A 21,336-nucleotide genomic window follows, 5' to 3' on the forward strand; every position below is an offset into this window, starting at 1 on the left:
ACCGTCACCGGGGTACGGCTTCCCCGTCACCGGGTACGCGTGCCGAGGGGGAATGATGAAGATCGGTTACATTCTGTCCAGTGAGGAGTTCACGCCGGCTGAGCTCCTGGAACAGGCGCGCGGCGCCGAGCAGGCTGGCTTCGAGGCGCTGTGGATCTCCGACCACTACCACCCGTGGACGGACGCGCAGGGGCAGAGCCCGTTCGTCTGGTCGATGATCGGCGCGCTCAGCCAGGTCTGTTCGCTGCCGGTGACCACCGCGGTGACCTGCCCGACCGTGCGAATCCACCCGGCCGTGATCGCCCAGGCGGCGGCGACCAGCGCGGTGCTGCACGGCGGCCGGTTCGTGCTCGGCGTCGGAAGCGGCGAGGCGCTCAACGAGCACATCTTCGGCGATGCCTGGCCGCAGACCGACGTCCGGCTGGAGATGCTGGAGGAGGCCGTCGAGGTGCTGCGGAAACTGTGGACGGGTGACTTCGTCAACCATCACGGGAAGCACTACACCGTCGAGCACGCCCGCATCTACACGCTGCCCGACACTCCCCCGCCGATCTACGTCTCCGGCTTCGGCCCGAAGGCCATCGACCTGGCCGCACGCATCGGCGACGGCTACGTGAGCACCAGGCCGGACGCCGAGATGGTCCGGCGCTTCCGGGAGAACGGCGGCGGCGACAAGCCGTGCCAGGCCGGCTTCAAGGCGGCGTACGCGGCCAGCGAGGACGAGGGCATGCGGATCGCGTACGAGCGCTGGCCCAACGCCGGGGTGCCCGGTGAGCTGTCCCAGGTGCTCCCGTCGCCGCGCCACTTCGAGCAGGTCGCCGAGTTGGTCAGGCCGGAGATGATGAAGGAGGCGTTCGTCTGCGGCAACAGCGCCGACGCGCACCTGGAGATGATCGACAGGTTCGCCAAGGCCGGCTTCGACGAGGTGTACCTGGCCAACGTCGGTCCGCACCACCAGGGTCTGTTCGACCTCTACCAGCGCGAGGTCCTGCCCCGCCTACGCTGAGCCCGGGCGGCGGTTGACGACCGCCACGGCCGGAGACGGTTTCGGCGGTGATCGGGTCGGGTACCTCCGGCCCTCGATGAAACTGTCCACGCACTCGATGACGTTGCGCCGCGCGGCGCGGAGCCTCTTTGGCTGGACCGCGCTGCGGCCCAACCAACTGGCCGCCATGCGCGCGGTGATGAAGCGACGTGACGCCCTGGTGGTGCTGCCCACCGGCGCGGGCAAGTCGGCCATCTACCAGATCCCGGCCAGCCTGATCCCCGGCCCCACCGTGGTGATCTCGCCGCTGCTGGCCCTTCAGCAGGACCAGATCGCGGCCCTCAACGAGCGCCAGCGCCCGGAGCTGCGGGCCGTGCGGATCAGCTCGAACGAGTCGGCCGCCCAGCAGGCCGAGGCGATCACCGAGATACGCGAGGGCCGGGCGGAGTTCCTGTTCATCACCCCGGAGCAGCTGAGCAACCCCGACCGGATGGCCGAGGTCGCCTCGCTCAGGCCGGCACTGGTGGCGATCGACGAGGCGCACTGCATCTCGGCCTGGGGGCACGACTTCCGTCCCGACTACCTGGCGCTCGGGCACCTGATCGAGGGCATCGGCCGGCCGCCGGTGGTCGCGCTGACCGCCACCGCGTCACCACCGGTACGCGACGACATCATCGCCCGGCTGCGGCTGCGGAAGCCCGAGGTGGTGGTCTCCGGGCTGGACCGGCCCAACCTGTTCCTGGAGGTGGCGCACTGTCCCACCGAGGACTACCGGTGGCGCCGCCTGGTGGCGCTGCTGCGCGACGACGAGCGACCGGGGATCATCTACGTGCCGACCCGCCGCTCCGCGGAGGAGCTGGCCACCCGGTTGACCGGCGCCGGTTTCCCGGCGCAGTGCTACCACGGCGGGATGTCGGCCGGTGCCCGCGCCGAGCTGCACGAGGCGTTCCTCGCCGACCAGGTGCCGATCATGGTGGCCACGTCGGCGTTCGGGATGGGCATCGACAAGCCGAACATCGCCTGGGTGGTGCACATGGCGCTGCCCGACTCGCCGGACAGCTACTTCCAGGAGATCGGCCGGGCCGGCCGCGACGGGCAGCCGGCCCGGGTCCTGCTGCTCTGGCGGGCCGAGGACGTGGGCCTGCAACGGTTCTTCAGTGGTGGCCTGCCGGACGAGAACGAGCTGCGCGACCTCGCGGCGCTGCTGCGTCGCAAGCCGGCCACCAAGACCGAGCTACGCGAGGCCACCGGTCTCGGGCCACGCAAGCTGGGCCAGTACCTCTCCCTTCTGGAGCAGGTCGGGGCCGCCGAGCCGCGCGCCCGGCAGCGCATCGCCGCCCCCCGCTACGCCCCCACCCCGGTGGACGCCGCCGCGGCCGCGCTGGCCGAGGCGGAGCGGCAGCAGACGGTGACCCGGTCACGGACCGACATGATGCGGGCCTTCGCCGAGACCACCGCCTGCCGGGGGCAGACCCTGCTGGCCTACTTCGGCGAGCAGATGACCGAGATCTGCGGGCACTGCGACAACTGTCATGCCGGCACCAGCGTCGCCGACGACGGCGCGGTCGGGCCGTTCCCCGTGCACAGCCAGGTACGTCACCCGGAGTGGGGGCAGGGCCTGGTGCTCGGCTACGAGGAGGACAAGATGACGGTTCTCTTCGACGAGGTGGGGTACAAGACGCTGTCCGTGCGCGTGGTGTCCGAACAGGGCCTGCTGACGCTGGACTAGCCTGAGCCGGGCGCCAGCGCAGGGCCCACCGATTGACCGAGCAGAGCAGGGCGGAAGGGGCGTTGCCGTGATCGAGCAGCCGGCGTACACCGGTTTCGGTTTCTCCGACGAGGAGTGGGGGCTGCTGGTCGGCCTGCCGCAGTCGGTGCTGACCGCCGCGAGCGCCGCCGAGTCCGACGGCACCCGCCGGACCATGGCGGAGAACGCGGCCGGGTTGGAGACCATCTCGGCGGGCCGGGAGTCGGCCAGCCCGCTGGTCGCCGCCGTGGCCGGCGAGATCGTGACCCGGGTCGGCGACCCGGAGACCGGCGAGGAGCTGCCGGTCATCGCGCCCGCCGACCCCCGGGCGATGATCGACGACGTGCTGGTGCGGGCCGGCGAGGCCGCCGCGCTGCTGGCCGTCCGGGTCGACGAGGGTGCCGCTGGCGCGTACAAGCACTGGCTGGTGGACATCGCCGAGCAGGTGGTCGGCGCCGCCTCCAGCGGTGGGCTGCTCGGGCTGGGCGGCGAGCCGGTCAGCGACTCCGAGCGGCGTTTCCGCGACCGGCTCGCGCACGTGCTCAACGACTGACCGACGACATCGGCGTACCGGCCGGACCGGTCGGCTCGGCGGCCACCGCCGCGGGGTCGGCCGGCCGGACGCCGCGCAGCGCGGCCAGCGCGGTCACCGCGCCCAGCAGCATCGCCACCGTGGCGGCGATCGCGGCGAGGTGCAGCCCGTCGGCGAACGCGAGTCGGGCGGCGTGCAGCACGGCGTCGCCCAGATCGGCCGGCAGCCCCTCGGCCACCGCCAGCGCACCGCCCAACGTCTCATGGGCCGCGTCGCGGGCGTCGGCCGGCAGGCCGGCGGGCAGGCCGTCGAGGACCTCCCGGCGGTAGACCGCCGCGCCGACGCTGCCCAGGATCGCCATCCCCAGCGCGCCGCCCAGCTCACTGCTGGACTCGGTCAGCGCCGAGGCGACACCGGCCTGCTCGGGCGGCGCCGCACCGAGGACCAGCTCGGTGACCAGCGACATCACCATCACCAACCCGGCCGCGTAGATGCTGGCGCCGAGCAGCAGCAGCCAGAGCGGCGACTCGGGCGTGACCCGCGTCAGCACCAGGAAGCCGAGCACGGCGATCCCGAAACCGGTGCCGATCAGGTACGACCGATCGATGCGCTGGGCGAGCGCGGCGGCGGCCGGAGCGATCCCGCCGACCGCCAGGGACGGCACCAGGCTCCACAGTGCCGCCCGCAGCGGGCTCAGGCCGAGCACCAACTGGAGGTGCTGGGTGGTGAAGATGGCGAAGCCGACCAGGGCGAACATCGCCAGCAGGTTGACCGCGAGGGACCCCGCGAAGCCGCGGCGGCGAAACAGCGCCAGGTCGATCATCGGGTACGCCCGGGTCCGCTGCCGGTGCAGGAACAGCGCCCCGACGAGCAGGCCGGCGACGATGGCCGACACCCGTGCGGGGCTGACGCCGTCGCGGGCCATCTCCTTGATGCCGTAGATCACCGGCAGCAGCGCGCCGAGCGACAACAGCGCGCTGACCAGGTCGAACCGGCCGGCGCCGGGGTTGCGGAACTCGGGCACCAGGATCGGGGCGAGCAGGAGCAGCAGCACCATCGCGGGAATGTTGATCAGGAAGATCGAGCCCCACCAGAAGTGCTCCAGCAGGACGCCGCTGAGCACCGGACCGATCGCGATGCCACCGGTGAGCGTGGCGGTCCAGATGCCGATCGCGGTGCCGCGCTGCTTGGCGTCGTGGAACATGTTGCGGACCAGGGCGAGCGTGGAGGGCATCAGGGTGGCCCCGCCGACGCCGAGCACGGCGCGGGCGGCGATCAGCGTCCCGGCGCTGTCGGCGTACGCGGCCAGCAGGGACGCCGCGCCGAACGCGGCCGCGCCGAACAGCAGCAGCCGACGCCGGCCGATCCGGTCACCCAGGGCGCCCATGGTGATCAGCAGTCCGGCCAGCACGAAGCCGTAGATGTCGAAGATCCAGAGCTGCTGGGTGCCGGTGGGGCGCAGTTCCTCGCTGATGAACGGGACGGCGAAGTAGAGCACCGACACGTCCATCGAGACCAGGAGCAGCGGCAGCATCAGCACCGTGAACCCGATCCACTCCCGTCGGCCCGCTCGGGGGGCCGGTGCGGTCGTCGTCGTCATGGGAGAACTCCTTCTGCGTATGGCGTACGCTCTTATGCGTAGACCATACGCAGAACTAGGATGACGGGGCAAGGAGGAAAATGTGGCGGCGAGGACAGACGACAACGGCCCGGCGATCCCGCCGGCCATCGAGAGCGCCTGGGGGTTGCGTGAGCGGCCACCCAAGGGGCCCCGGCCGGGGCTGACCGTGAGCGGCATCGTGGACGCCGCCGTGCGGGTGGCCGACGCCGACGGGCTCGCGGCCGTCTCGATGAGCCGGGTGGCCAAGGAGTTGGGCGCCGCCACCATGGCCCTCTACCGGCACATCGGCTCCAAGGACGAACTGCTGATGCTCATGGTCGACACCGGGTACGGCCCACCGCCCGGTCCCGCCGCACCGGACGCCGACTGGCGCGCCGGCCTCACCCGCTGGGCCTGGGCCGAGCACGACGTGCTGCGGCGGCGGCCCTGGCTACTGCACGTGCCGATCACCGGCCCGCCGATCACCCCCCAGACGCTCGGCTGGCTGGAGGACGGGCTGCGCTGCCTCGACGGCACCGCGCTGGCCGAGAGCGAGCAGATGTCGGCAATGCTGCTGATCACCGGGTACGTCCGCAACGAGGCCACCCTCACCACGCAGATCGCCGAGGGCAGCCGGGCCGCCGGCATGAAGCCGGGCGAGATGATGCCGGCGTACGGCCGGATGCTCAGCCGGCTCATCGACCCTGCCCGCTTCCCGGCGCTGCACCGGGTGCTGACCTCCGGAGTGCTGGGCCAGGACGACGACCCGGATGAGGAGTTCACCTTCGGCCTCGACCGGATCCTCGACGGCATTGAGGCCCTGATCCGGCGGCGAGCGGTCTGAGGAGCACCGGATGCTGCACCGGGACACCGTCGACACCACCGTGCTGCCGCCGGGTGAACGGTTCGGGATGTGGCTGGACCTCGTGGCACGCACCTCGGCGCCGATGCGGATCCAGTCCGCGCACGCCGACGATTTCGCCGCCCGGGCCGACTTTATCGATCTCGGCCCGATCCAGCTGATCAATTACCGCTATCCGTCGCTGGACGCCACCCGGACCCGCAAGCTCGTCCGCCAGTCGGATCCGGAGCTCTACATGCTCGCCCTTACGACCGGCGGTGTCGGCACGTCCAGCCAGGACGGTCGCCGCAGCGAGATTCTGGCCGGGGAGTTCACCTTCTACGACGCCTCCCGCCCGCATGACGTCGGCCACCACGCCATCGAGCCCGAGCGGGACCAGGCCAGCTCAGTCATCGTGATGATCCCGCACGCGGCGCTGCCACTGCCGCCGCAGCGGATGGCCGGCCTCTACGGCGGCCGGATGTCCGGCAGCGAGGGCGTCGGCGCGTTGCTGGCGCGGTTCCTGCTCCAGGTCACCAGGCATCCCGAGCAGTACCATGGCGCCGACGCCAGCCGGCTCGGCGCGGTCGGGCTGGACCTGGCCACCACCATGCTCGGCCGGCACCTGGTCGCCGAGGACGCGGTGCCGACCGAGGTCCGCCGCCGGGCGCTGGTCACCCAGGTGCAGGCGTACGTTCACCGCAACCTCGGCGACGCGACGCTCAGCCCGCAGACCGTCGCGGACGCCCACCACATCTCACTACGCTCGCTGCACCGGTTGTTCGAGGCCGAGGAGTCCACCGTCGCGTCCTACATCCGGGACCTGCGGCTGGCCCGGTGCCGGCGCGACCTGACCGACCCCGCGCTGCGCACCCAGCCCGTGCAGATGATCGCCGCCCGCTGGGGGTTCACCGACAAGGCGCACTTCAGCCGGGCGTTCCGGGCGGCGTACGGGATGAGCCCGCAGGCGGACCGGGAGGGCCACACGGATCCGGCGCGGATCGTCAACCGCCCGGCATCCATGGTCAACTCGTCCCGGGCAGACTGACGATCAACGCGGTCGACCCGCGGCCCGCCCAGGCGGCCGCGGCAGGTCGCCAACGGGGGCCGTGGCGAGGCGCCCGCCGCCAGACGCGGCGGGCGGCCGCCCGGTGCCCCCCGACCGCGGACTGAAGCTCCGGTCCCGTCACTCTCCCCCCAGGACCGTAGGCGGGGCCGGTCAGGCCTTCTCGAGCAGCTCCAATACGACCCGTTCGGCCTCCTCCCGTGGCGCCTGCGGGTCCACCGGCGCCACCACCCCGTCGTGGTAGAGGTCCACCACCCGAGGGTCCACATAGGATGTGCGCGCCACGGTAGGGGTGTTGCCCAGCAGCTCGGCGACCTCGCGCATCACCGCGACCACCGCCTTGCGCCGGGCGGTCATCGAGCGCCCCGGGCCGGCGGTGGCCAACTCGGTCGCGGCGAGCACGGTGGCGTGCCAGGTGCGGAAGTCCTTGGCGGTCATCTCCCCGCCACTGGCGTCGCGCAGGTACCCGTTGACCTCGTCGCTACGCACGTCCCGCCACTCCCGGCCGTCCCAGTAGCCGAACAGCCGGTCCGCCTGCCGACGCCGGCGGCGCAGGTCCGTCAGCACCTGGCACAGCTCCGGGTCCTCGATCCGGCGCACCTGCTCGATGCCGCCCTTCGCCGGGAACTCGAAGACCACGCAGCCGCCCCGGGACCGGGCGTGCTCGGGGCGCAGGGTGGACACCCCGAACGTCGGCTCGTCGCCGGCCGCGTACTGGTCGCTGCCGACCCGGAACATCCCCATGTCCAGCAAGCGGGCCACCGTGGCCAGCACCCGGTCCCGGCCCAGGCCCCGGCCGCCCAGGTCGTGCCCCACCCGCTCCCGCAGCACCGGCAGCCGCCGGGCCACCTCCAGCATGTGGTCGAACTTCGCCTCGTCCTGCTTCTCCCGCCACAGCGGGTGGTAGAGGTACTGCCTGCGCCCCGCCGCGTCGATGCCGATCGCCTGGATGTGGCCGTTCGGGTACGGCGAGATCCAGACGTCCTCCCACGCGGGCGGGATGACCAGCTCCCGCAGTCGGGCCAACTGGTCGGGATCCCGGACCGGAACGCCGCCCGGATCGACGAAGTGCCAGCCCTTGCCGCGCCGTCGGCGCCCGTACCCCGGCCGGCCCGGATCGCTACGCCGCAATCGCACCGGAGACCCGCACCACCCGTTCCACCTCGTCCACGGCGGCCAGCACCTCGTCGAGCCGCAGAGCCGCCAACGTCGGGTGGCTTCCTACCCCGTCCCACCGGCGCCAACCGCCGGCACCGGCCCAGAGCACCCGGTGCCGGGGCCGGTCCGGCGGCGGCCCCCAGTGGGCCGGCGGCACCGGCCCGAAGAGCACCACCGAGGCGGTGCCGTACCCGGTGGCCAGGTGCGCCACCCCGGTGTCCCCGCTGACCACCAACCGGGCGTTGGCGACCAGCGCGGCGAGCGCCCCGAGGTCGGTCCGGCCGGCCAGCACGGAGGTCGGCGGCAGGCCGGCCGCGTCGGCCACCCCGGCGGCCAGCGCGCGTTCGTCGGCCGAGCCGGTGAGCAGCACCCGGTGCCCCCGGTCGGTGAGCGCCCGGGCCAGCGCGGCGAACCGCTCGGCCGGCCAGCGCTTCGCGGGGATCTTGCCGCCGGGATGCAGCACGGTCGCCCCGCTGGGCAGCCGGGGCGCCTCGGGACGGCGCAGAGCGAGGTCGGTGCGGTCGGCCGGGATGTCGTACCACGACAGCAGCCCGCACCACCGGTCCACCTCGTGCTCGTCGGCGGCCCACGGCGGGCCGTCGACGAACCCGGCGTCGGTGTTGGCGAAGGCGAGCAGGCGTCCGGGGCGGGCGGCGGCGAGCAGCCGGTGCGACTGCGGGCCCTGCCCGTGCAGGTTGACCGCGACCTGCGGGGCCGGGCCGGGCCAGGCCGGGCCATCCAGCCCGGCGGTGTCCACCAGCCGGTCGACGCCGCCGACCAGGTCGACCAGCGGGGCCAGCCAGGCGGGCGCGGCGAGCGCCAGCTCCCGACCGGGGTACGCGACCCGCAGCGCCCGCAGCGCGGGCACCGCGGTGACCAGGTCGCCGACGCCGAGGGCGCGCAGGACGAGGATCACGGGTACGAGGTCTCCTGCTCGGCGCAGACCACCATCTCGCGTACGGCGCAGCCGGGCGGCTGGTTGAGCGCGTACATGATCGCCGCGGCGGTGTCGACAGGATCGTTGAGGATGGCGTCCGGCCCCGGCTTGTACTGCGGGTCACGCTCGTCGAAGAACGCGGTACGCATCCCGCCGGGGATGAGCAGGGTGACGCCGACCTGGCCGGCGAGTTCGGCGGCGAGGGCGCGGGTGAAGCCAACCACGCCGAACTTCGCCGCGCAGTACGCGGTGGCGTCGCTGACCGCCTTGACACCGAGGGTGGAGGCGACCGTGACGATGCGACCGCGGGAGGTCTGCAGGAACGGCAGGGCGGCCCGGATCACCGCGGCGGTGGCCAGCAGGTCTACCGCGACGATCCGGTCCCAGGTCTCCCCCGGCACGTCGGCGAGCCGGCCCGGCACGTCCATGCCGGCGGCGGTGACCACCGCGTCCAGGCCGCCGGCCTGCTCGGCGAGGTGTTGCGTGGCCACCTCGGCGGCCCGGGTGTCGGCCAGGTCGCACTCGGTCCAGGACACCCCGTCGACCGGCGGCTGCCGATCCAGCACGAGCGGCCGGCCACCGGAGGCGGTCACCGCGGCGACCACCGCCGCGCCGAGACCGCTGGAACCGCCGGTGACCAGGACGGTGGGCCCGGCACCGGGTGACGCGGCGCTCATCGGGTCCGCTCCCCGCCGGGCGTCACCGACGACGGCACGGCGGTGCGGGCCGGCTCCGTCGGGTCGCCGGTCGCGCAGCACGCGCCGGTGGCGTGCCCTTGGCCGGAGCGGGCGATCATGTCGGTGGTGGACCGGCCGTCCAGGTACGGCACCACCACCGTGTGCCCGTCCCAGCGACGCAGGACCTCCGCCTCGGGCAGCGCCGCGGCGTCCCCGCCACCACTGGCGTAGTCCCCGCCCTTGACCCAGATGTCCGGACGCAGCCAGGACAGCGCCGCCTCCGGGGTCGACTCGTCGAAGACCATGACCGCGTCCACACAGCTCAGCGCGGCCAGCAGCCGTGCGCGGTCACCCTCGGACATCACCGGCCGGTCCGGCCCCTTCAACCCGGCGACGCTGGCGTCGGAGTTGAGGCAGACGATCAGGCAGTCGCCGAGCTGACGGGCGGCCTGCAGGGTGGCCACGTGCCCGGCGTGCAGCAGGTCGAAGCAGCCTCCGGTGGCCACCACCGTGCCGCCCGCCGCGCGTACGTCGGCGAGCAGCGTGGCGACCGCCGCCACGCCCACCCGGTCACCACCCAGGCCGACCACGCCGGTAGGCGCCGACTTCACAGGCGGTGGGAGGGCCGCGGCCACTCCCCCGCCCGCCACATACGCGGACGCGTCGGCGACCGCCGCCTGCACCGCCTCGGAGACCAGCGCGCCCTGGGCCAGCGCAAGGCTGGCGCTGGCCGCGAACCGGTCGCCGGCGCCGCAGGTGTCCCCCTCGGCGCTGCCCGGGGTCGGCACCACCAGCGGCGTCGACCCGGCGTGGCAGAGCAGCGCGCCGTCCCCGCCCAGCGTCACCGCGACGGCACCGGCCCGCCAGCGTCGGCGCAGACCCTGCGCGCCCCGGGAAGCGGTCGCGAGGCGGGACGCCCCGGGCAGCGTGGGGACCAGCTCGCGCACCTCCGACTCGTTCGGTGTGGCCAGATGCACGCCAGGCACCGCCGCCGGTCCACGCGGATGCGGGTCCCACACCACCGGGGCGCGGGTCGCGGCCAGCGCGGCGCGCAGCGCGGGCTGGCGGGCGACCCCCCGACCGTAGTCGCTGACCAGCACCGCCGACGCCGCACCGATCACCCGCAGCACCTCGTCGGAGGGCTGGCCCGGTTCGCCGGGTACGCCGCCGCGGTCGTGGCGCAGCAGCACCCGGCCGCGGGCCCGCAGCCGGACCTTCTCCGGCGTCGCGCCGGACAGGGTCAGCGGGTACACCTGCACACCTGCGGCGGCGAGCAACGCGCTCAGCCGGGCGCCGCCGGCGTCGTCGGCGAGCGCCGTCACCAGCACCACCTCGGCGCCCTGCGCGGCGGCGAAGACCGCCGCCAGGCCGGCGCCACCGGGCCGGTCAGCGGCCGCGGTCTCGTCGAGCACGGGCACCGGGGAGTCCGGGCAGAGCCGGTTCACGACCCCTTCCACGTCCCGGTCGAGCAGGGTGTCCCCGACCACCACCACGGGTCCCCTCACGCTTACCTCCTCATCCTCACGCGTCGACCTGCTGTCCGGTCCCGCCGTCGAGCACCACCTCGACCCCGGTACGCACCGGCCCGGACGGGAGCCGACCGGCCGGTGCGGGCTCGGCCGGCGCGTGCCGGGTGGACGCGGCCAGCGCGGCGGGCAACTCCTGCTCGAGGTATTCGCAGAGCAGGTGGCTGGTGACGAGGTGCAGTTCCTGGACGACCTGGGAGTCGGGGGACGCGACGGCGAGGGCGTCGGCGCAGGCGTCGGCGAGGGGGTTGGGGGCGGGCCCGGTGAGCGCCCAGGTGGTGAGGCCGCCGTCCCGGGCGGCGTGCGCGGCGGTGAGCAGGTTGCCGCTGGTGCCGCTGGTGCTGAGCAGCAGCAGGATGTCGCCGGGTCGGCCGTGGGCGCGGACCTGGCGGGCGTAGACGTCGGCGTAGCCGTAGTCGTTGGCGATCGCGGTCACGGCGCTGGTCTCGGCGTGCAGGGCGATGGCGGACAGCGGCTGCCGGTCGTGGTGGAGCTTGCCGACGAGTTCGGCGGTGAGGTGTTGGGCCTCCGCCGCGCTGCCACCGTTGCCGGCGACCAGCAACCGTCCCCCGCCCGCCAGCCGGTGCGCCAGCTGCGCACCCCAGCGCGCCAGCTGCGACTCGCACCGTCGGTAGGGCACCAGCGCCGCGGCGAGGTTCGTCAGGTGGGTGTCGAGCGGGCTGCCCGCCGGCATCAGGCCACCACCCGGGTCGGCCGGCGCACCGCGGCCACCTCGCCGTAGAGCTCCGCCAGCCGCTCGGCCGTGGCGGCCCACGAGTACCGCGACCGGGCCCGCTCACGCGCGGCGGTGGCGTACCGGAAGCGCCGGATGCGGTCGTCGAGCAGCCGCTGGATCGCGGTGGCCAGGGCACGTGGATCGCGGGCCGGCACGAGATCGCCGGTCGTCCCGTCGACCACCGTGTCCCGGATGCCGCCCACGGCGGTGCCGACCACCGGCACCCCACAGGCCATCGCCTCCAGCGGCGTCAACCCGAAGGGCTCGTACCAGGGGGCGGCGACCAGCAGGTCCGCCGAGCGGTACCAGCGGCCCATCTCCTCCCGGGGCACCGCGCCGACCAGCCGTACCCGGTCGGCCACCCCGCAGGTCTCGGCCAGCGCCCGCAACCGCCGGGCGTACGGGTCGGTCTCCAGCAGCCCCTCGGGCGGCCCGCCCACCACCACACACTCGGCGTCCGGCACCAGCGCCATCGCGCGGATCACGGTCTGGAAGCCCTTGCGCTCCACCAACCGGCCCACGGTCAGGATCCGGGGCCGGCCCGGCTCCCGGTCCGCGGCCGGCCCGAGCGGGGTGAACGAGGCGAGGTTGACCCCGGACGGAACGACGGTCATCCGGGACCGGGGCACTCCCATCCGGACCAGCTCACCGACCTCGTCGCGGCACTGCGCGACCACCCGGTCCACCGAGCGGCCCAATTCCCGCTCGTAGGAGATCCGCCGCGCCGGGCTGGTGTCCTGCACGCCCTGGTAGCGGCGCTTCACGGTGCCCAGCGCGTGGTACGTCTGCACCACCGGCACGCCGGTCTGCCGGCCGGCGTTCAGCGCGGCCAGGCCACTCATCCAGAAGTGCGCGTGGATCACCTCGGGCATCCAGTCCCCGCCCCGCCACCGCTCCACCAGCCACCGGCTGAACTCTCGCATGTGCGGCAGCAGCGCGTCCTTGGCCACCGGCTCGGCCGGACCGGCCGGCACGTGCACCACGTCGTACCCGTCCGGGCTGCGGACGGTCACCGGCAGGTCGAGCGCGTCCCGGCGGGTGTAGACCCGCACCTCGTGCCCGGCGTCGGCGAGCGCGGCGGACAGCTCCGCGACGTGCGTGTTCTGGCCACCGGCGTCCTCCCCTCCGAGGATGGCGAGCGGGCTGGCGTGCTCCGAGATCATCGCGATCCGCATACTTCCTCCTCCAGCAGCCGGTCCCAGTCAGCGAGGAAACGGTCGAGGCCGTACCTGTCCCGCGCGGCCGTCCGTGCCGCCGCGCCGGCCTGACGCGCGGCCTCCGGCTCGGTGATGAACCGGCGGGCGGCGTCGAGCAGGGTGTCCATCCGGGTGGCGAGGGCCCCCGCCGCCGGGGGCACCGCCGTCACCGCCTCGGTGGTGGCGAGCGCGACGACCGGCATGCCGATCGCCATCGCCTCGATCAGGCTGAGCCCCAGCGAGGTCCACCGGCACAGGTGCAGGTACGCGCGCCGCCGGGCCAGTTCGGCGTGCATCCGGTCCTGGGGTACGTCGTCATGGCTGGTGAGCCGCTCGGCGGGCAGGCCGAGGTGGTCGGCGAGGCCGGCGACGCCCATGCCGAACACGTCCAGCGGAGCGATCTCGGCGAACCGGGGCAGCAGGTCGGTACCGGTGACCCGGCCCCGCCGTACCGGCTCGTTGATCACCACGGCGAGCCGGTCCAGCTCACCGGTGTACGACACGGCGGGGGCGACGATCCCGTGATCGACCACTGTGGTGCGGGTGCCGCCGGTGTCCCAGAAGATCTGGTTGAAACCGGTGACGTGGGCGATGAGCAGGTCGTCGCGGTCGGCCATCGGATGCCGGGTGTTCGGCACGTCGCCCTTGGGCGTGTTGTGTTCGACGTAGATGGCCGGGACGTCGCGGCCGGGGCGGCGGCCCAGCCACTCCTCGGCGAGGTCGACCTCCTCGGGGCGTTGCAGGATTACCAGGTCGACGCCGGCGCCGGGCAGGTCGGCGGGGGCGACCTCGACGGCGCTGTCCGGCCAGGGGTAGGTGCGGGCACGGCCGAGGCCGTTGGGGCCACGGTCGGGTGTGGTGGGGATCAGGTAGCGGTGGCTGCCGTGCACGAAGGACGTGGTCCAGGAACCGTGCACGTGCCAGAGCAGGACGTTCATCGGCCGCCACCACCGCTGACGGCCAGCACCCGCAACGCCTCGACCACCTCGGCCGGGTCGATGCCGCTCAGGCAGGGGTGCGCGGGCACCGGGCAACTGGCCGCCCGGGTGTCCCGGCAGGGCGCGTCGGCGTTGCCGAGCCGGACGGTGGGCACCCGGTAGGGCCCCCACTGCCCAAACGGGACGGTCGGCGCGAAGAGACTCACCACCGGCACCCCGGCCGCCGCGGCGAGGTGTGCCGGCCCGGTGTTGCCCACCACCACCGCGCCGGCGTCGGCGACGATCGCGGCCAGCCCGGGCAGGTCCGTCCGGCCACCCAGATCGGTGCCGCCGGCCGCCGCGACCCGGGCGGTGACGTCGCGCTCGTCGGAGCCACCGGTGACCAGCACCCGGTGCCCGGCGGCGGTCAGCGACCCGGCGATCCGGGCCGCCAGCTCGGGCGGGCAGGCCCGGCTCGACGCCGCCGAGCCGGGGTGCAGCACCACGTAGCCGGGGTCACCGAGGTCGGCCGGGCGGGGCGGCAGGGCGTCCGGCCGCAGCCGGAGCACGGGTTCGTCGTCGCCGGGCAGCCGGTGGCCGGCGGCGGCGGCGAGGGAGAGGGCACGTTCGGGTTCGGGGACGCCGACGGGCACCCGGTGGCGGACGTCCAGCAGGGAACCCGGATAGTCGTCGCTGATCGCGGAGATCCGGCGGATCCCCGCCATCCGCAGCAGCAGCGCCAGCGGCAGCGCGGACTGGTGGAACGAGGTGAAGACCACCGCCTCGTCCGCGCCTATGGCGGCGAGGCGCGCGGCCAGGGTCCGCATGGCGTCCGGGTCGACCGGCGCCGGAGTGGGATCGATCCACGGCAGCGGATGTTCGAGAATCTCGTCGACGCCAGGCAGCAGATCGGCGGCCGCCCGCCCGCGTGGCCCGCACAGCAGCACCACCCGCTGCGCGCCGGCCGCGACGGCGCGGATCGCCGGCCCGGTGACCAGCACGTCCCCCGCCGAGTCCGACCGCACCACCAGCGCTGTGCCCACCCGCTCGCCGATCCGACCCGGCACGGTGTGCACCGCCTGCTGGCGGCGCAGGATCTCATCCACCGCCGCCGGCAGGTCGCTGGCCAGCCACCCGGCGGCGGCGACCTCCTCCGGCCGGGTCACCGGGGTGGGCACCAGCACACCGGCCGCCCCCGCCGCCAGCGCGGCGGCCACGTCCCGACCGATGTCGCCCACCAGCACGCAGCGCGACGCGCGCGTGCCGAGCTCCCGTGCGGCGGCGTGCACCAGGCCGGGGGCCGGCTTGCGGCAGTCGCAGCCGTCGGCGTCGTCGTGCGGACAGACCAACCACGCGTCGAAGCGCCCCAGCAGCTCCTCGATCCGGGCGTGCACCGCCCGCATCTGCTCCTCGCCGAAGTAGCCCCGGGCCAGGCCGGACTGGTTCGTCACCACCGCCAGCCGCAGCCCGGCGGCCCGCAGCCGGTCCAGCGCCGCTCGCGCTCCCGGCACCGGCCGCACCTTCTCCGGATCACCGTTGTACGGCACGTCCTCGATCAGGGTGCCGTCCCGGTCCAGCAGCACCGCGTCGTACAGGACGGGGCGGGTGCCCTCGACAGGCCCGGAACCGGCCCGGCCAGCACCGGCGTACACCCGGGCTGACCTGCGCTGATCCGGATCCTCCTGGTCCTGTCGCACAGGCGGCGGGTTCCCTGCGCCCCGAGGAGTAAACGTGGTCGTCGGCGCGGTGGGCCAGCGCCGCCGGCGGTGCCCCGCGTCGGCCTTACCCGCCGCCCCCGAGAAGCTAACCCGCCGGGCCGTTAGCCACCTTTCCCGCGGGGTATGGGAGTCCAGTGGCGGTTGTGGAGAAAGTGATCGACGCTCCCCCCCAGCAGGTTTTCGACGTGCTGGCCGACGGATGGACGTACAGCGACTGGGTGGTCGGCACGGCGCACGTCCGGGACGTGGACGAGGCCTGGCCGCGGGTGGGCAGCCAGCTGCACCACCGGGCCGGGCCGTGGCCGTTCTCGTTGCAGGACGCCTCCACCGTGCTGGCCTGCGAGCCACCGCACCGGCTCGTGCTCCGGGCCGGTCTCTGGCCGGCCGGCGAGGCGATCGTGGCCTTCACCCTGGAACCGGTCGGCGCGGGCGCCACCCGGGTCCGCATCGGGGAGGACTTCGCCGCCGGTCCGCTGCGCTGGGTCCGCAACAAGATCAATGATCTCGTGCTGCACCTGCGTAACCGGGAGACGCTGAACCGGCTGTCCGACATCGCCACCCGGCAGAAGGGTGCGCCGTGACGCAGGCCGTGGTGGTGACCGGCGCGAGCGCCGGCGTCGGACGGGCCGTCGCACACGCGTACGCGGCCCGGGGCGCCCGGCTGGCGCTGCTGGCCCGGGGCGAGGCGGGCCTGGCGGCGGCCGAGCGGGAGTGCCGGCGGCGCGGCGCCACCGACGTACGGGTGTACCGGGTCGACGTCGCCGACGCGGGTGCCGTGCTGCAGGCCGCCGACGACGTGGTGCACCGGTGGGGCCGCATCGACGTGTGGATCAACAACGCGATGGTGTCGGTGTTCGCACCGGCGTGGGAGATCCCGGCGCGCGAGTTCCGCCGGGTCACCGAGGTCACCTACCTGGGCACGGTGTACGGCACGCTGGCGGCGCTGCGGCACATGCGGGCGCACGGCCGCGGCGCGATCGTGCAGGTGGGCTCGGCGCTGGCCTACCGGGGGATCCCGCTGCAGTCGGCGTACTGCGCAAGCAAGCACGCCGTCCAGGGGTTCAACGACTCGCTGCGGGCCGAGCTGCTGCACGACTGCCCGGGGGTGAAGCTGTCGATGGTGCAGCTGCCCGCGGTGAACACGCCACAGTTCTCCTGGGTCCGCACCCGGCTGCCCCGGCATCCGCAGCCCGTGCCGCCGATCTTCACGCCGGAGTTGGCCGCGCGGGCGATCGTCTGGGCCGCCGATCACGGCACCCGGGAGCTGAACGTGGGCGGCCCGACCTGGCGGGCCCGCCTGGGCGACATCCTGATCCCCGGCCTGCTGGACCGCAAGCTTGCCCGGGACGGGTACGACAGCCAGCAGACCGGCGACGAGATCGACCCGGCCACCTGGCGGGACAATCTCGACCACCCCGGCGACGAGGACCGCGACCGGGGCGCGGCGGGCGTCTTCACCGACCGGGCGCGCGGTCGCTCGGCGGCGCTCTGGGTTGGCACCCACAAGCCGGCGCTGTCCGGTTTCGCGCTCGTCGGCGTGGCGCTGGCCCTCGCCGCCGCCGCCCGACGCCCTCGCTGACCTGCGCCCGGAGCAGCGGAGCAGGGCTCGCACCCAGCGGAGGGACACCGTCCGCAACGCCCGGAAGGGGAGCCTTTCCAAGCCGGACGTGGCAACTGGCTACCCTCTCAGGTAGCCCTGTCCGCAAACCGAGGATGTCCGACATGATCGAGCCCGTGCAGCTGCCGTCGCCGTGGCGGGACGCGCGCCTGACCGTCGTGGTGCCCACCTACAACGAGGCGGGCAACCTCCCGGCGCTGGTCGAGCGGCTGCTCGCACTGCCGCTGCCGGGGCTGCGCATCCTCGTTGCCGACGACAACTCTCCCGACGGCACGGGCGAGGTGGCCGACAAGTTGGCCATCGAGCACCCGGACCGGATCGAGGTGGTGCACCGGGCTGGCAAGGAGGGCCTGGGCCGCGCCTACGTGGACGGAATGGGGCGGGCGCTCGACGGCGGCGCCGAGTACGTGGCGCAGATGGACGCGGACCTGTCCCACCCGCCGGAGGCACTGCCGGGGATGCTGGGCGCGCTGCTCTCCACCCAGGCCGGCGTGGTGATCGGTTCCCGGTACGTGCCGGGCGGCGAGCTGGACGAGAACTGGCCGCTGTACCGCCGGGCGCTGAGCGGTTGGGCGAACCTATACGTGCACACGCTGCTGCGGGTGCGGATCCGGGACCTGACCGCCGGCTTCAAGATCTGGCGGGCCGACGCGCTGCGGGACATCGGCCTGACCCGGGTGCAGTCCAACGGCTACAGCTTCCAGGTGGAGATGCACTACCTGGCCACCAAGCTGGGGCACACGATCCTGGAGGTGCCGATCCGCTTCGAGGAGCGGCGCGACGGCGAATCCAAGATGACCACGGCAACCAAGATCGAGAGTGCTCTGATGCCGTTCCGCCTGCGCAGCAAGCACCGCAACATCACCAGCTGACCTGGCCTCCGGCCCGCCCCTTCGCGGGGCGGGCCGGCCAGGGCGCGGCGGGTCAGTCGGGGTAGACGGCCCGGTGCGCGGTGGCGATGGTGGCGGCGTAGGCGCGGCCGGTCAGCGCATGGTCGCGTGCGAGCGCCGCACGGGCCGCGTTCGCGCCGGGCGCGCCGTGCACCCCGCCGCCGGGATGCGCCGACGAGCTGGCCAGAAAGAGCCGGTCCACCGGGGTGTCCGCCCGGCCCAGGCCGGGGATCGGGCGCAGGAACAGCTGCTGGTACGCGGCGGCGGTGCCACCGCCGAGCGTGCCGCCGACCAGGCTCGGATTGCCCTTCTCCAGGTCGGCCGGACCGGCCACGTGCCGGCCGACGATGAGCTGCCGGAAACCCGGCGCGGCCGCCTCCAGCACGTCCTCCATCCGCTGGACGTGCCCGGCGACCTCCTCGGCCCGCCAGTCCCGGCGGAACGGCAGGTGGGTGTACGACCAGAGCGACTCGGTGCCCGGCGGGGAGTGGCTGGGGTCGGCCACCGACATCTGCCCGAGCAGCAGGAACGGGTCGCGCGGCAGCTCGCCGCGGGCCAGCTCACCGGAGTACCGGGTGAGCCCGTCCAGGTCCGCGCCCAGGTGCACGGTGCCGGCGCCGGCCACCTCCCGGTTCGTCCACGGCACCGGCGCGCTGAGCGCCCAGTCGACCTTCAGCGTCGAGCCGTCCCACCGGAAGTGCGCCAGGTCCTCCACCAGGCGCGACGGCAGCGCGGCCGCGCCGACCAGGTCGAGGTAGAGCGCCGGCGCGGGCACGTCCGCGAGCACGGCTCGCCGGGCCCGCCACAGGAGGCCGCCCTCCGTGCGTACCCCCATCGCCCGGCCCCGGGCGGTGAGCACCCGGTCGACCCGGGCCCCGTAGACGATCCTGCCGCCCCGCTCCTGCAGCCGGGCCACCAGCGCGTTGGTGATCTGCTGCGCGCCGCCGTCGGGCACCGGCCAGCCGACCTGCTGACCGAGCATGGCCAGCAGCCAGCCGTACACCCCGGAGCCGGCCTCCTCCGGGGACAGGTCGGTGTGCAGGGCGCAGCCGGCGAGCAGCGCCGGCCCACCGTCGCCGTCGAAGAGCTCGTCGCCGAGCTTGCGGACCGGTACCACCAGCCGCCGGGCCAGCCGCAGCGCTCCTGCGACCCGCAACCGCCGCAGCAGAGCCAGCCCGCCCCGCACCGGCGGGAACGGCGCGGTGATGGTCGTCAGCATCGGCTCGGCCACGTCGAGCCAGTCGGTGTACGCGTTGAGCCAACGCTTGCCGTCGCCGGGCGCGAACTGCTCCAGCGAGGCGGCGGTGACGTCCGGGTCCCGGTTGACCACCGCGGCGCGGCCGTCCGGCAGCAGGTGCGCCAGCACATCCGGCGAGTGCCGCCAGGACAGCCCGTACCGGTCGAGGTCGAGCCCCGCCAGCACCGGCGAGGAGTACCCGAGGGGGTAGAAGGAGCTGTAGAGGTCGCTGAGGTAGCCGGGCGCGGTCACCTCGGCGGAGCGGACCGCGCCGCCGGGCACGGCGGTCGCCTCCAGCACCACGACGTCCCATCCGGCGTCCGCCAGCAGGTTGGCCGCTACCAGGCCGTTGTGGCCGGCGCCGACGACGACGGCGTCCGCGCTCTCCGCGCCGGTGGTGGTCATCCGATCCGCCTACCCGGCGTGGAACCGGGCGAAACGCGTTTGCCTCGCCGGGGCCGGGGCATCCAGCGCCGCATGTACACGGTTGCGCAGTTGATAGGCGGGGTGTGGGGCGCCGGCGGCGGTGGTGGTGAGCTGGTCGTCCATGACCCGGCGGACGGTTCGCCGGTCAGCTCGGTGCCGGTGGCGACGGCCGATGAGGTCGCCAAGGCGGTGGGGGCGGCGCGCGAAGCGGCGGCGGAGTGGGCGGCGACCGCCCCGGCCGCGCGGGCGGCGGCGGTGCACCGGGCCGCGGACGCGGTGGCGGCGGTGACCGAGGACCTGGCCGCGGCGGTCACCGCGGAGATGGGCAAGCCACTGGCGGATGCCCGCGGCGGTGTCGAGGCGGGCATTGGCACCCTGCGACAGTACGCCGAGCTGGCCCCGCTGCGCGGCGGGCGGACGCTGCACGGCGTAGCGGACGCGCTGGACTTCATGACCCCGCAGCCGCGTGGCGTGGTGGCCGCGATCACCCCGTGGAACGACCCGGTGGCGGTGTCCTGCGGGCTGCTCGGCGCGGCCCTGGTCACCGGCAACGTGGTGCTCTACAAGCCCAGCGAGCGCACCCCGGCGACCGGCTGGCTGCTGGCCCGGGCGCTGGACCAGGCCCTGCCGGCCGGGGTGCTGTCCCTGCTCACCGGCGGCCCCGAGGTCGGCGCGGCGCTGTCCGGCCAGGAGGTGGACCTGGTGGCGCACGTCGGGTCCACGGCGACCGGCCGGGCCATCGCCGCGGCCTGCGCCGGCACCGGCGCGAAGGCGCTGCTGGAGAACGGCGGCAGCGACCCGCTGGTGATCGACGCCAACGTGGACCCGATCTGGGCGGCGGAGCAGGCGGCGCGGGGCGCGTTCGCCAATGCCGGGCAGATCTGCGTCGCGGTGGAGAGGATCTACGTGCACCGGGACGTGGCCGAGGAGTTCGTGGCCGCGCTGGTGGAGCGGGCCGAGGCGCTGCGGATGGGCCCGGGCCGCGACCCGGGGACCGACCTGGGTCCGCTGGTCGACCGGCGGCACCGCGACCACGTGCACGGTCAGGTCACCGCGGCGGTGGCGGCGGGCGCGCGGCTGCGCACCGGCGGTGAGCTGCCGGACGGTCCGGGCGCGTTCTATCCGGCCACCGTGGTCGCCGACTGCCGGCACGACATGCCGCTGGTGCGGGATGAGACGTTCGGGCCGGTCGCCCCGGTGGTGGTGGTCGACTCGTTCCACGAGGCTCTGCGCTGCGCCGCGGATTCCCCGTACGGGCTGGCCGCCACGGTGCTGACCGCGTCGATGAGCCACGCACAGCGGGCCTGGCGTGAGCTGCCGGTGGGCACCGTGAAGATCAATTCCGTGTTCGGGGGCGCACCGGGCGGCGCCGCGCACCCGCGCCGGGCCAGTGGGCAGGGCTTCGGGTACGGCCCGGAGCTGCTGGACGAGTTCACCGCCACGAAGGCCGTGCACATCGAGGCGCCGGGCGGCGGGCACTGGTGAACGGCACGGGCGGGCGCGGGGTCGCCGCGTCCGCCCGTACCGCA

General features: G+C 74.4%; 19 protein-coding genes. 9 read left to right on the forward strand and 10 right to left on the reverse strand.

From position 1 onward, the window contains the following. Positions 1-55: 55 nt before the first annotated feature. The 3 genes from ACWD6N_RS10865 to ACWD6N_RS10875 all read left to right on the forward strand — a co-directional run bounded on the left by ACWD6N_RS10865 (position 56) and on the right by ACWD6N_RS10875 (position 3,285). On the forward strand, positions 56-1,006 hold the full coding sequence (locus tag ACWD6N_RS10865) for a TIGR03557 family F420-dependent LLM class oxidoreductase (protein WP_354964134.1): 951 nt from the start codon (positions 56-58) through the stop codon (positions 1,004-1,006). Positions 1,007-1,082: 76 nt separating this feature from the next. Then, positions 1,083-2,714: a RecQ family ATP-dependent DNA helicase gene (locus tag ACWD6N_RS10870; protein WP_354964133.1), complete on the forward strand. Its 1,632-nt coding sequence runs from the start codon at positions 1,083-1,085 to the stop codon at positions 2,712-2,714. Positions 2,715-2,781: 67 nt separating this feature from the next. Next, the gene (locus ACWD6N_RS10875) at positions 2,782-3,285 is read left to right on the forward strand and encodes a hypothetical protein (protein WP_354964132.1); all 504 of its coding nucleotides are present in this window, start codon (positions 2,782-2,784) and stop codon (positions 3,283-3,285) included. Here the strand turns inward: ACWD6N_RS10875 and ACWD6N_RS10880 are convergent. Continuing rightward, positions 3,275-4,864, reverse strand: a complete 1,590-nt coding sequence (locus ACWD6N_RS10880; protein ID WP_354964131.1) for an MFS transporter — start codon at positions 4,862-4,864, stop codon at positions 3,275-3,277. The genes ACWD6N_RS10875 and ACWD6N_RS10880 overlap by 11 nt on opposite strands. Before the next feature lie 82 nt (positions 4,865-4,946). Here ACWD6N_RS10880 and ACWD6N_RS10885 point away from each other — a divergent pair, with 82 nt between their 5' ends. Together ACWD6N_RS10885 and ACWD6N_RS10890 are read left to right on the forward strand one after the other, a co-directional pair. Next, positions 4,947-5,708 (forward strand): TetR/AcrR family transcriptional regulator, encoded by a 762-nt coding sequence (locus ACWD6N_RS10885; protein ID WP_354964130.1) that lies wholly within the window; start codon positions 4,947-4,949, stop codon positions 5,706-5,708. Positions 5,709-5,718: 10 nt separating this feature from the next. Continuing rightward, on the forward strand, positions 5,719-6,753 hold the full coding sequence (locus ACWD6N_RS10890; RefSeq protein WP_387325777.1) for an AraC-like ligand-binding domain-containing protein: 1,035 nt from the start codon (positions 5,719-5,721) through the stop codon (positions 6,751-6,753). A 171-nt stretch (positions 6,754-6,924) separates the two neighbouring features. Here ACWD6N_RS10890 and ACWD6N_RS10895 read toward each other — a convergent pair whose 3' ends face one another. From ACWD6N_RS10895 to ACWD6N_RS10930, 8 genes are read right to left on the reverse strand one after another with little or no spacing between them, the layout of a single operon-like run. Then, the gene (locus tag ACWD6N_RS10895; RefSeq protein WP_387325780.1) at positions 6,925-7,908 is read right to left on the reverse strand and encodes a DNA topoisomerase IB; all 984 of its coding nucleotides are present in this window, start codon (positions 7,906-7,908) and stop codon (positions 6,925-6,927) included. Continuing rightward, positions 7,892-8,845, reverse strand: coding sequence for a glycosyltransferase family 9 protein (locus ACWD6N_RS10900; RefSeq protein ID WP_387325782.1), 954 nt, complete (start codon positions 8,843-8,845; stop codon positions 7,892-7,894). Before ACWD6N_RS10900 ends, ACWD6N_RS10895 begins: the two co-directional genes overlap by 17 nt. After that, positions 8,842-9,543 carry an SDR family oxidoreductase gene (locus ACWD6N_RS10905; RefSeq protein ID WP_387325785.1) on the reverse strand — a complete coding sequence of 234 codons (702 nt, stop codon included), beginning with the start codon at positions 9,541-9,543 and terminating at the stop codon, positions 8,842-8,844. Before ACWD6N_RS10905 ends, ACWD6N_RS10900 begins: the two co-directional genes overlap by 4 nt. Then, positions 9,540-11,048 (reverse strand): PfkB family carbohydrate kinase, encoded by a 1,509-nt coding sequence (locus tag ACWD6N_RS10910; protein ID WP_387325788.1) that lies wholly within the window; start codon positions 11,046-11,048, stop codon positions 9,540-9,542. Before ACWD6N_RS10910 ends, ACWD6N_RS10905 begins: the two co-directional genes overlap by 4 nt. Positions 11,049-11,064: 16 nt before the next feature. Continuing rightward, positions 11,065-11,766 carry a D-sedoheptulose-7-phosphate isomerase gene (locus ACWD6N_RS10915; protein ID WP_354964333.1) on the reverse strand — a complete coding sequence of 234 codons (702 nt, stop codon included), beginning with the start codon at positions 11,764-11,766 and terminating at the stop codon, positions 11,065-11,067. After that, complete coding sequence (locus tag ACWD6N_RS10920) at positions 11,763-12,980, reverse strand: glycosyltransferase (protein WP_387325790.1); 1,218 nt, start codon at positions 12,978-12,980, stop codon at positions 11,763-11,765. The genes ACWD6N_RS10915 and ACWD6N_RS10920 overlap by 4 nt, the downstream gene beginning before the upstream one ends. Further along, positions 12,965-13,939 (reverse strand): glycosyltransferase, encoded by a 975-nt coding sequence (locus tag ACWD6N_RS10925; RefSeq protein ID WP_354964123.1) that lies wholly within the window; start codon positions 13,937-13,939, stop codon positions 12,965-12,967. The genes ACWD6N_RS10920 and ACWD6N_RS10925 overlap by 16 nt, the downstream gene beginning before the upstream one ends. After that, the gene (locus ACWD6N_RS10930; protein ID WP_387325793.1) at positions 13,936-15,615 is read right to left on the reverse strand and encodes an HAD-IIIA family hydrolase; all 1,680 of its coding nucleotides are present in this window, start codon (positions 15,613-15,615) and stop codon (positions 13,936-13,938) included. Before ACWD6N_RS10930 ends, ACWD6N_RS10925 begins: the two co-directional genes overlap by 4 nt. Positions 15,616-15,770: 155 nt before the next feature. On the opposite strand from ACWD6N_RS10930, the gene ACWD6N_RS10935 reads away from it, so the two are divergent. The 3 genes from ACWD6N_RS10935 (at position 15,771) to ACWD6N_RS10945 (ending at position 18,126) form a co-directional block, all read left to right on the forward strand. Next, complete coding sequence (locus tag ACWD6N_RS10935; protein WP_387325796.1) at positions 15,771-16,217, forward strand: SRPBCC family protein; 447 nt, start codon at positions 15,771-15,773, stop codon at positions 16,215-16,217. Beyond that, positions 16,214-17,215 carry an SDR family oxidoreductase gene (locus ACWD6N_RS10940; RefSeq protein WP_387325799.1) on the forward strand — a complete coding sequence of 334 codons (1,002 nt, stop codon included), beginning with the start codon at positions 16,214-16,216 and terminating at the stop codon, positions 17,213-17,215. The genes ACWD6N_RS10935 and ACWD6N_RS10940 overlap by 4 nt, the downstream gene beginning before the upstream one ends. Positions 17,216-17,358: 143 nt before the next feature. Next, positions 17,359-18,126 carry a polyprenol monophosphomannose synthase gene (locus ACWD6N_RS10945; protein WP_387325801.1) on the forward strand — a complete coding sequence of 256 codons (768 nt, stop codon included), beginning with the start codon at positions 17,359-17,361 and terminating at the stop codon, positions 18,124-18,126. Between the two features lie 52 nt (positions 18,127-18,178). Here the strand turns inward: ACWD6N_RS10945 and ACWD6N_RS10950 are convergent, their stop codons facing one another. Further along, positions 18,179-19,786 (reverse strand): phytoene desaturase family protein, encoded by a 1,608-nt coding sequence (locus ACWD6N_RS10950; protein WP_387325804.1) that lies wholly within the window; start codon positions 19,784-19,786, stop codon positions 18,179-18,181. A gap of 72 nt (positions 19,787-19,858) precedes the next feature. On the opposite strand from ACWD6N_RS10950, the gene ACWD6N_RS10955 reads away from it, so the two are divergent. After that, entirely contained in the window at positions 19,859-21,292 is a 1,434-nt protein-coding gene (locus tag ACWD6N_RS10955; RefSeq protein WP_354964118.1) for an aldehyde dehydrogenase family protein, read from the forward strand. Positions 21,293-21,336: the final 44 nt, after the last annotated feature.

This window comes from Micromonospora sp. NPDC005163 (assembly GCF_053599835.1).

Coding starts and splice junctions, on each gene's coding strand:
- ACWD6N_RS10865 (WP_354964134.1), top strand. CDS start 56: ATGAAGATCGGTTACATTCTGTCCAGTGAGGAGTTCACGCCGGCTGAG.
- ACWD6N_RS10905 (WP_387325785.1), bottom strand. CDS start 9,543: ATGAGCGCCGCGTCACCCGGTGCCGGGCCCACCGTCCTGGTCACCGGC.
- ACWD6N_RS10880 (WP_354964131.1), bottom strand. CDS start 4,864: ATGACGACGACGACCGCACCGGCCCCCCGAGCGGGCCGACGGGAGTGG.
- ACWD6N_RS10950 (WP_387325804.1), bottom strand. CDS start 19,786: ATGACCACCACCGGCGCGGAGAGCGCGGACGCCGTCGTCGTCGGCGCC.
- ACWD6N_RS10955 (WP_354964118.1), top strand. CDS start 19,859: ATGTACACGGTTGCGCAGTTGATAGGCGGGGTGTGGGGCGCCGGCGGC.
- ACWD6N_RS10870 (WP_354964133.1), top strand. CDS start 1,083: ATGAAACTGTCCACGCACTCGATGACGTTGCGCCGCGCGGCGCGGAGC.
- ACWD6N_RS10890 (WP_387325777.1), top strand. CDS start 5,719: ATGCTGCACCGGGACACCGTCGACACCACCGTGCTGCCGCCGGGTGAA.
- ACWD6N_RS10925 (WP_354964123.1), bottom strand. CDS start 13,939: ATGAACGTCCTGCTCTGGCACGTGCACGGTTCCTGGACCACGTCCTTC.
- ACWD6N_RS10945 (WP_387325801.1), top strand. CDS start 17,359: ATGATCGAGCCCGTGCAGCTGCCGTCGCCGTGGCGGGACGCGCGCCTG.
- ACWD6N_RS10920 (WP_387325790.1), bottom strand. CDS start 12,980: ATGCGGATCGCGATGATCTCGGAGCACGCCAGCCCGCTCGCCATCCTC.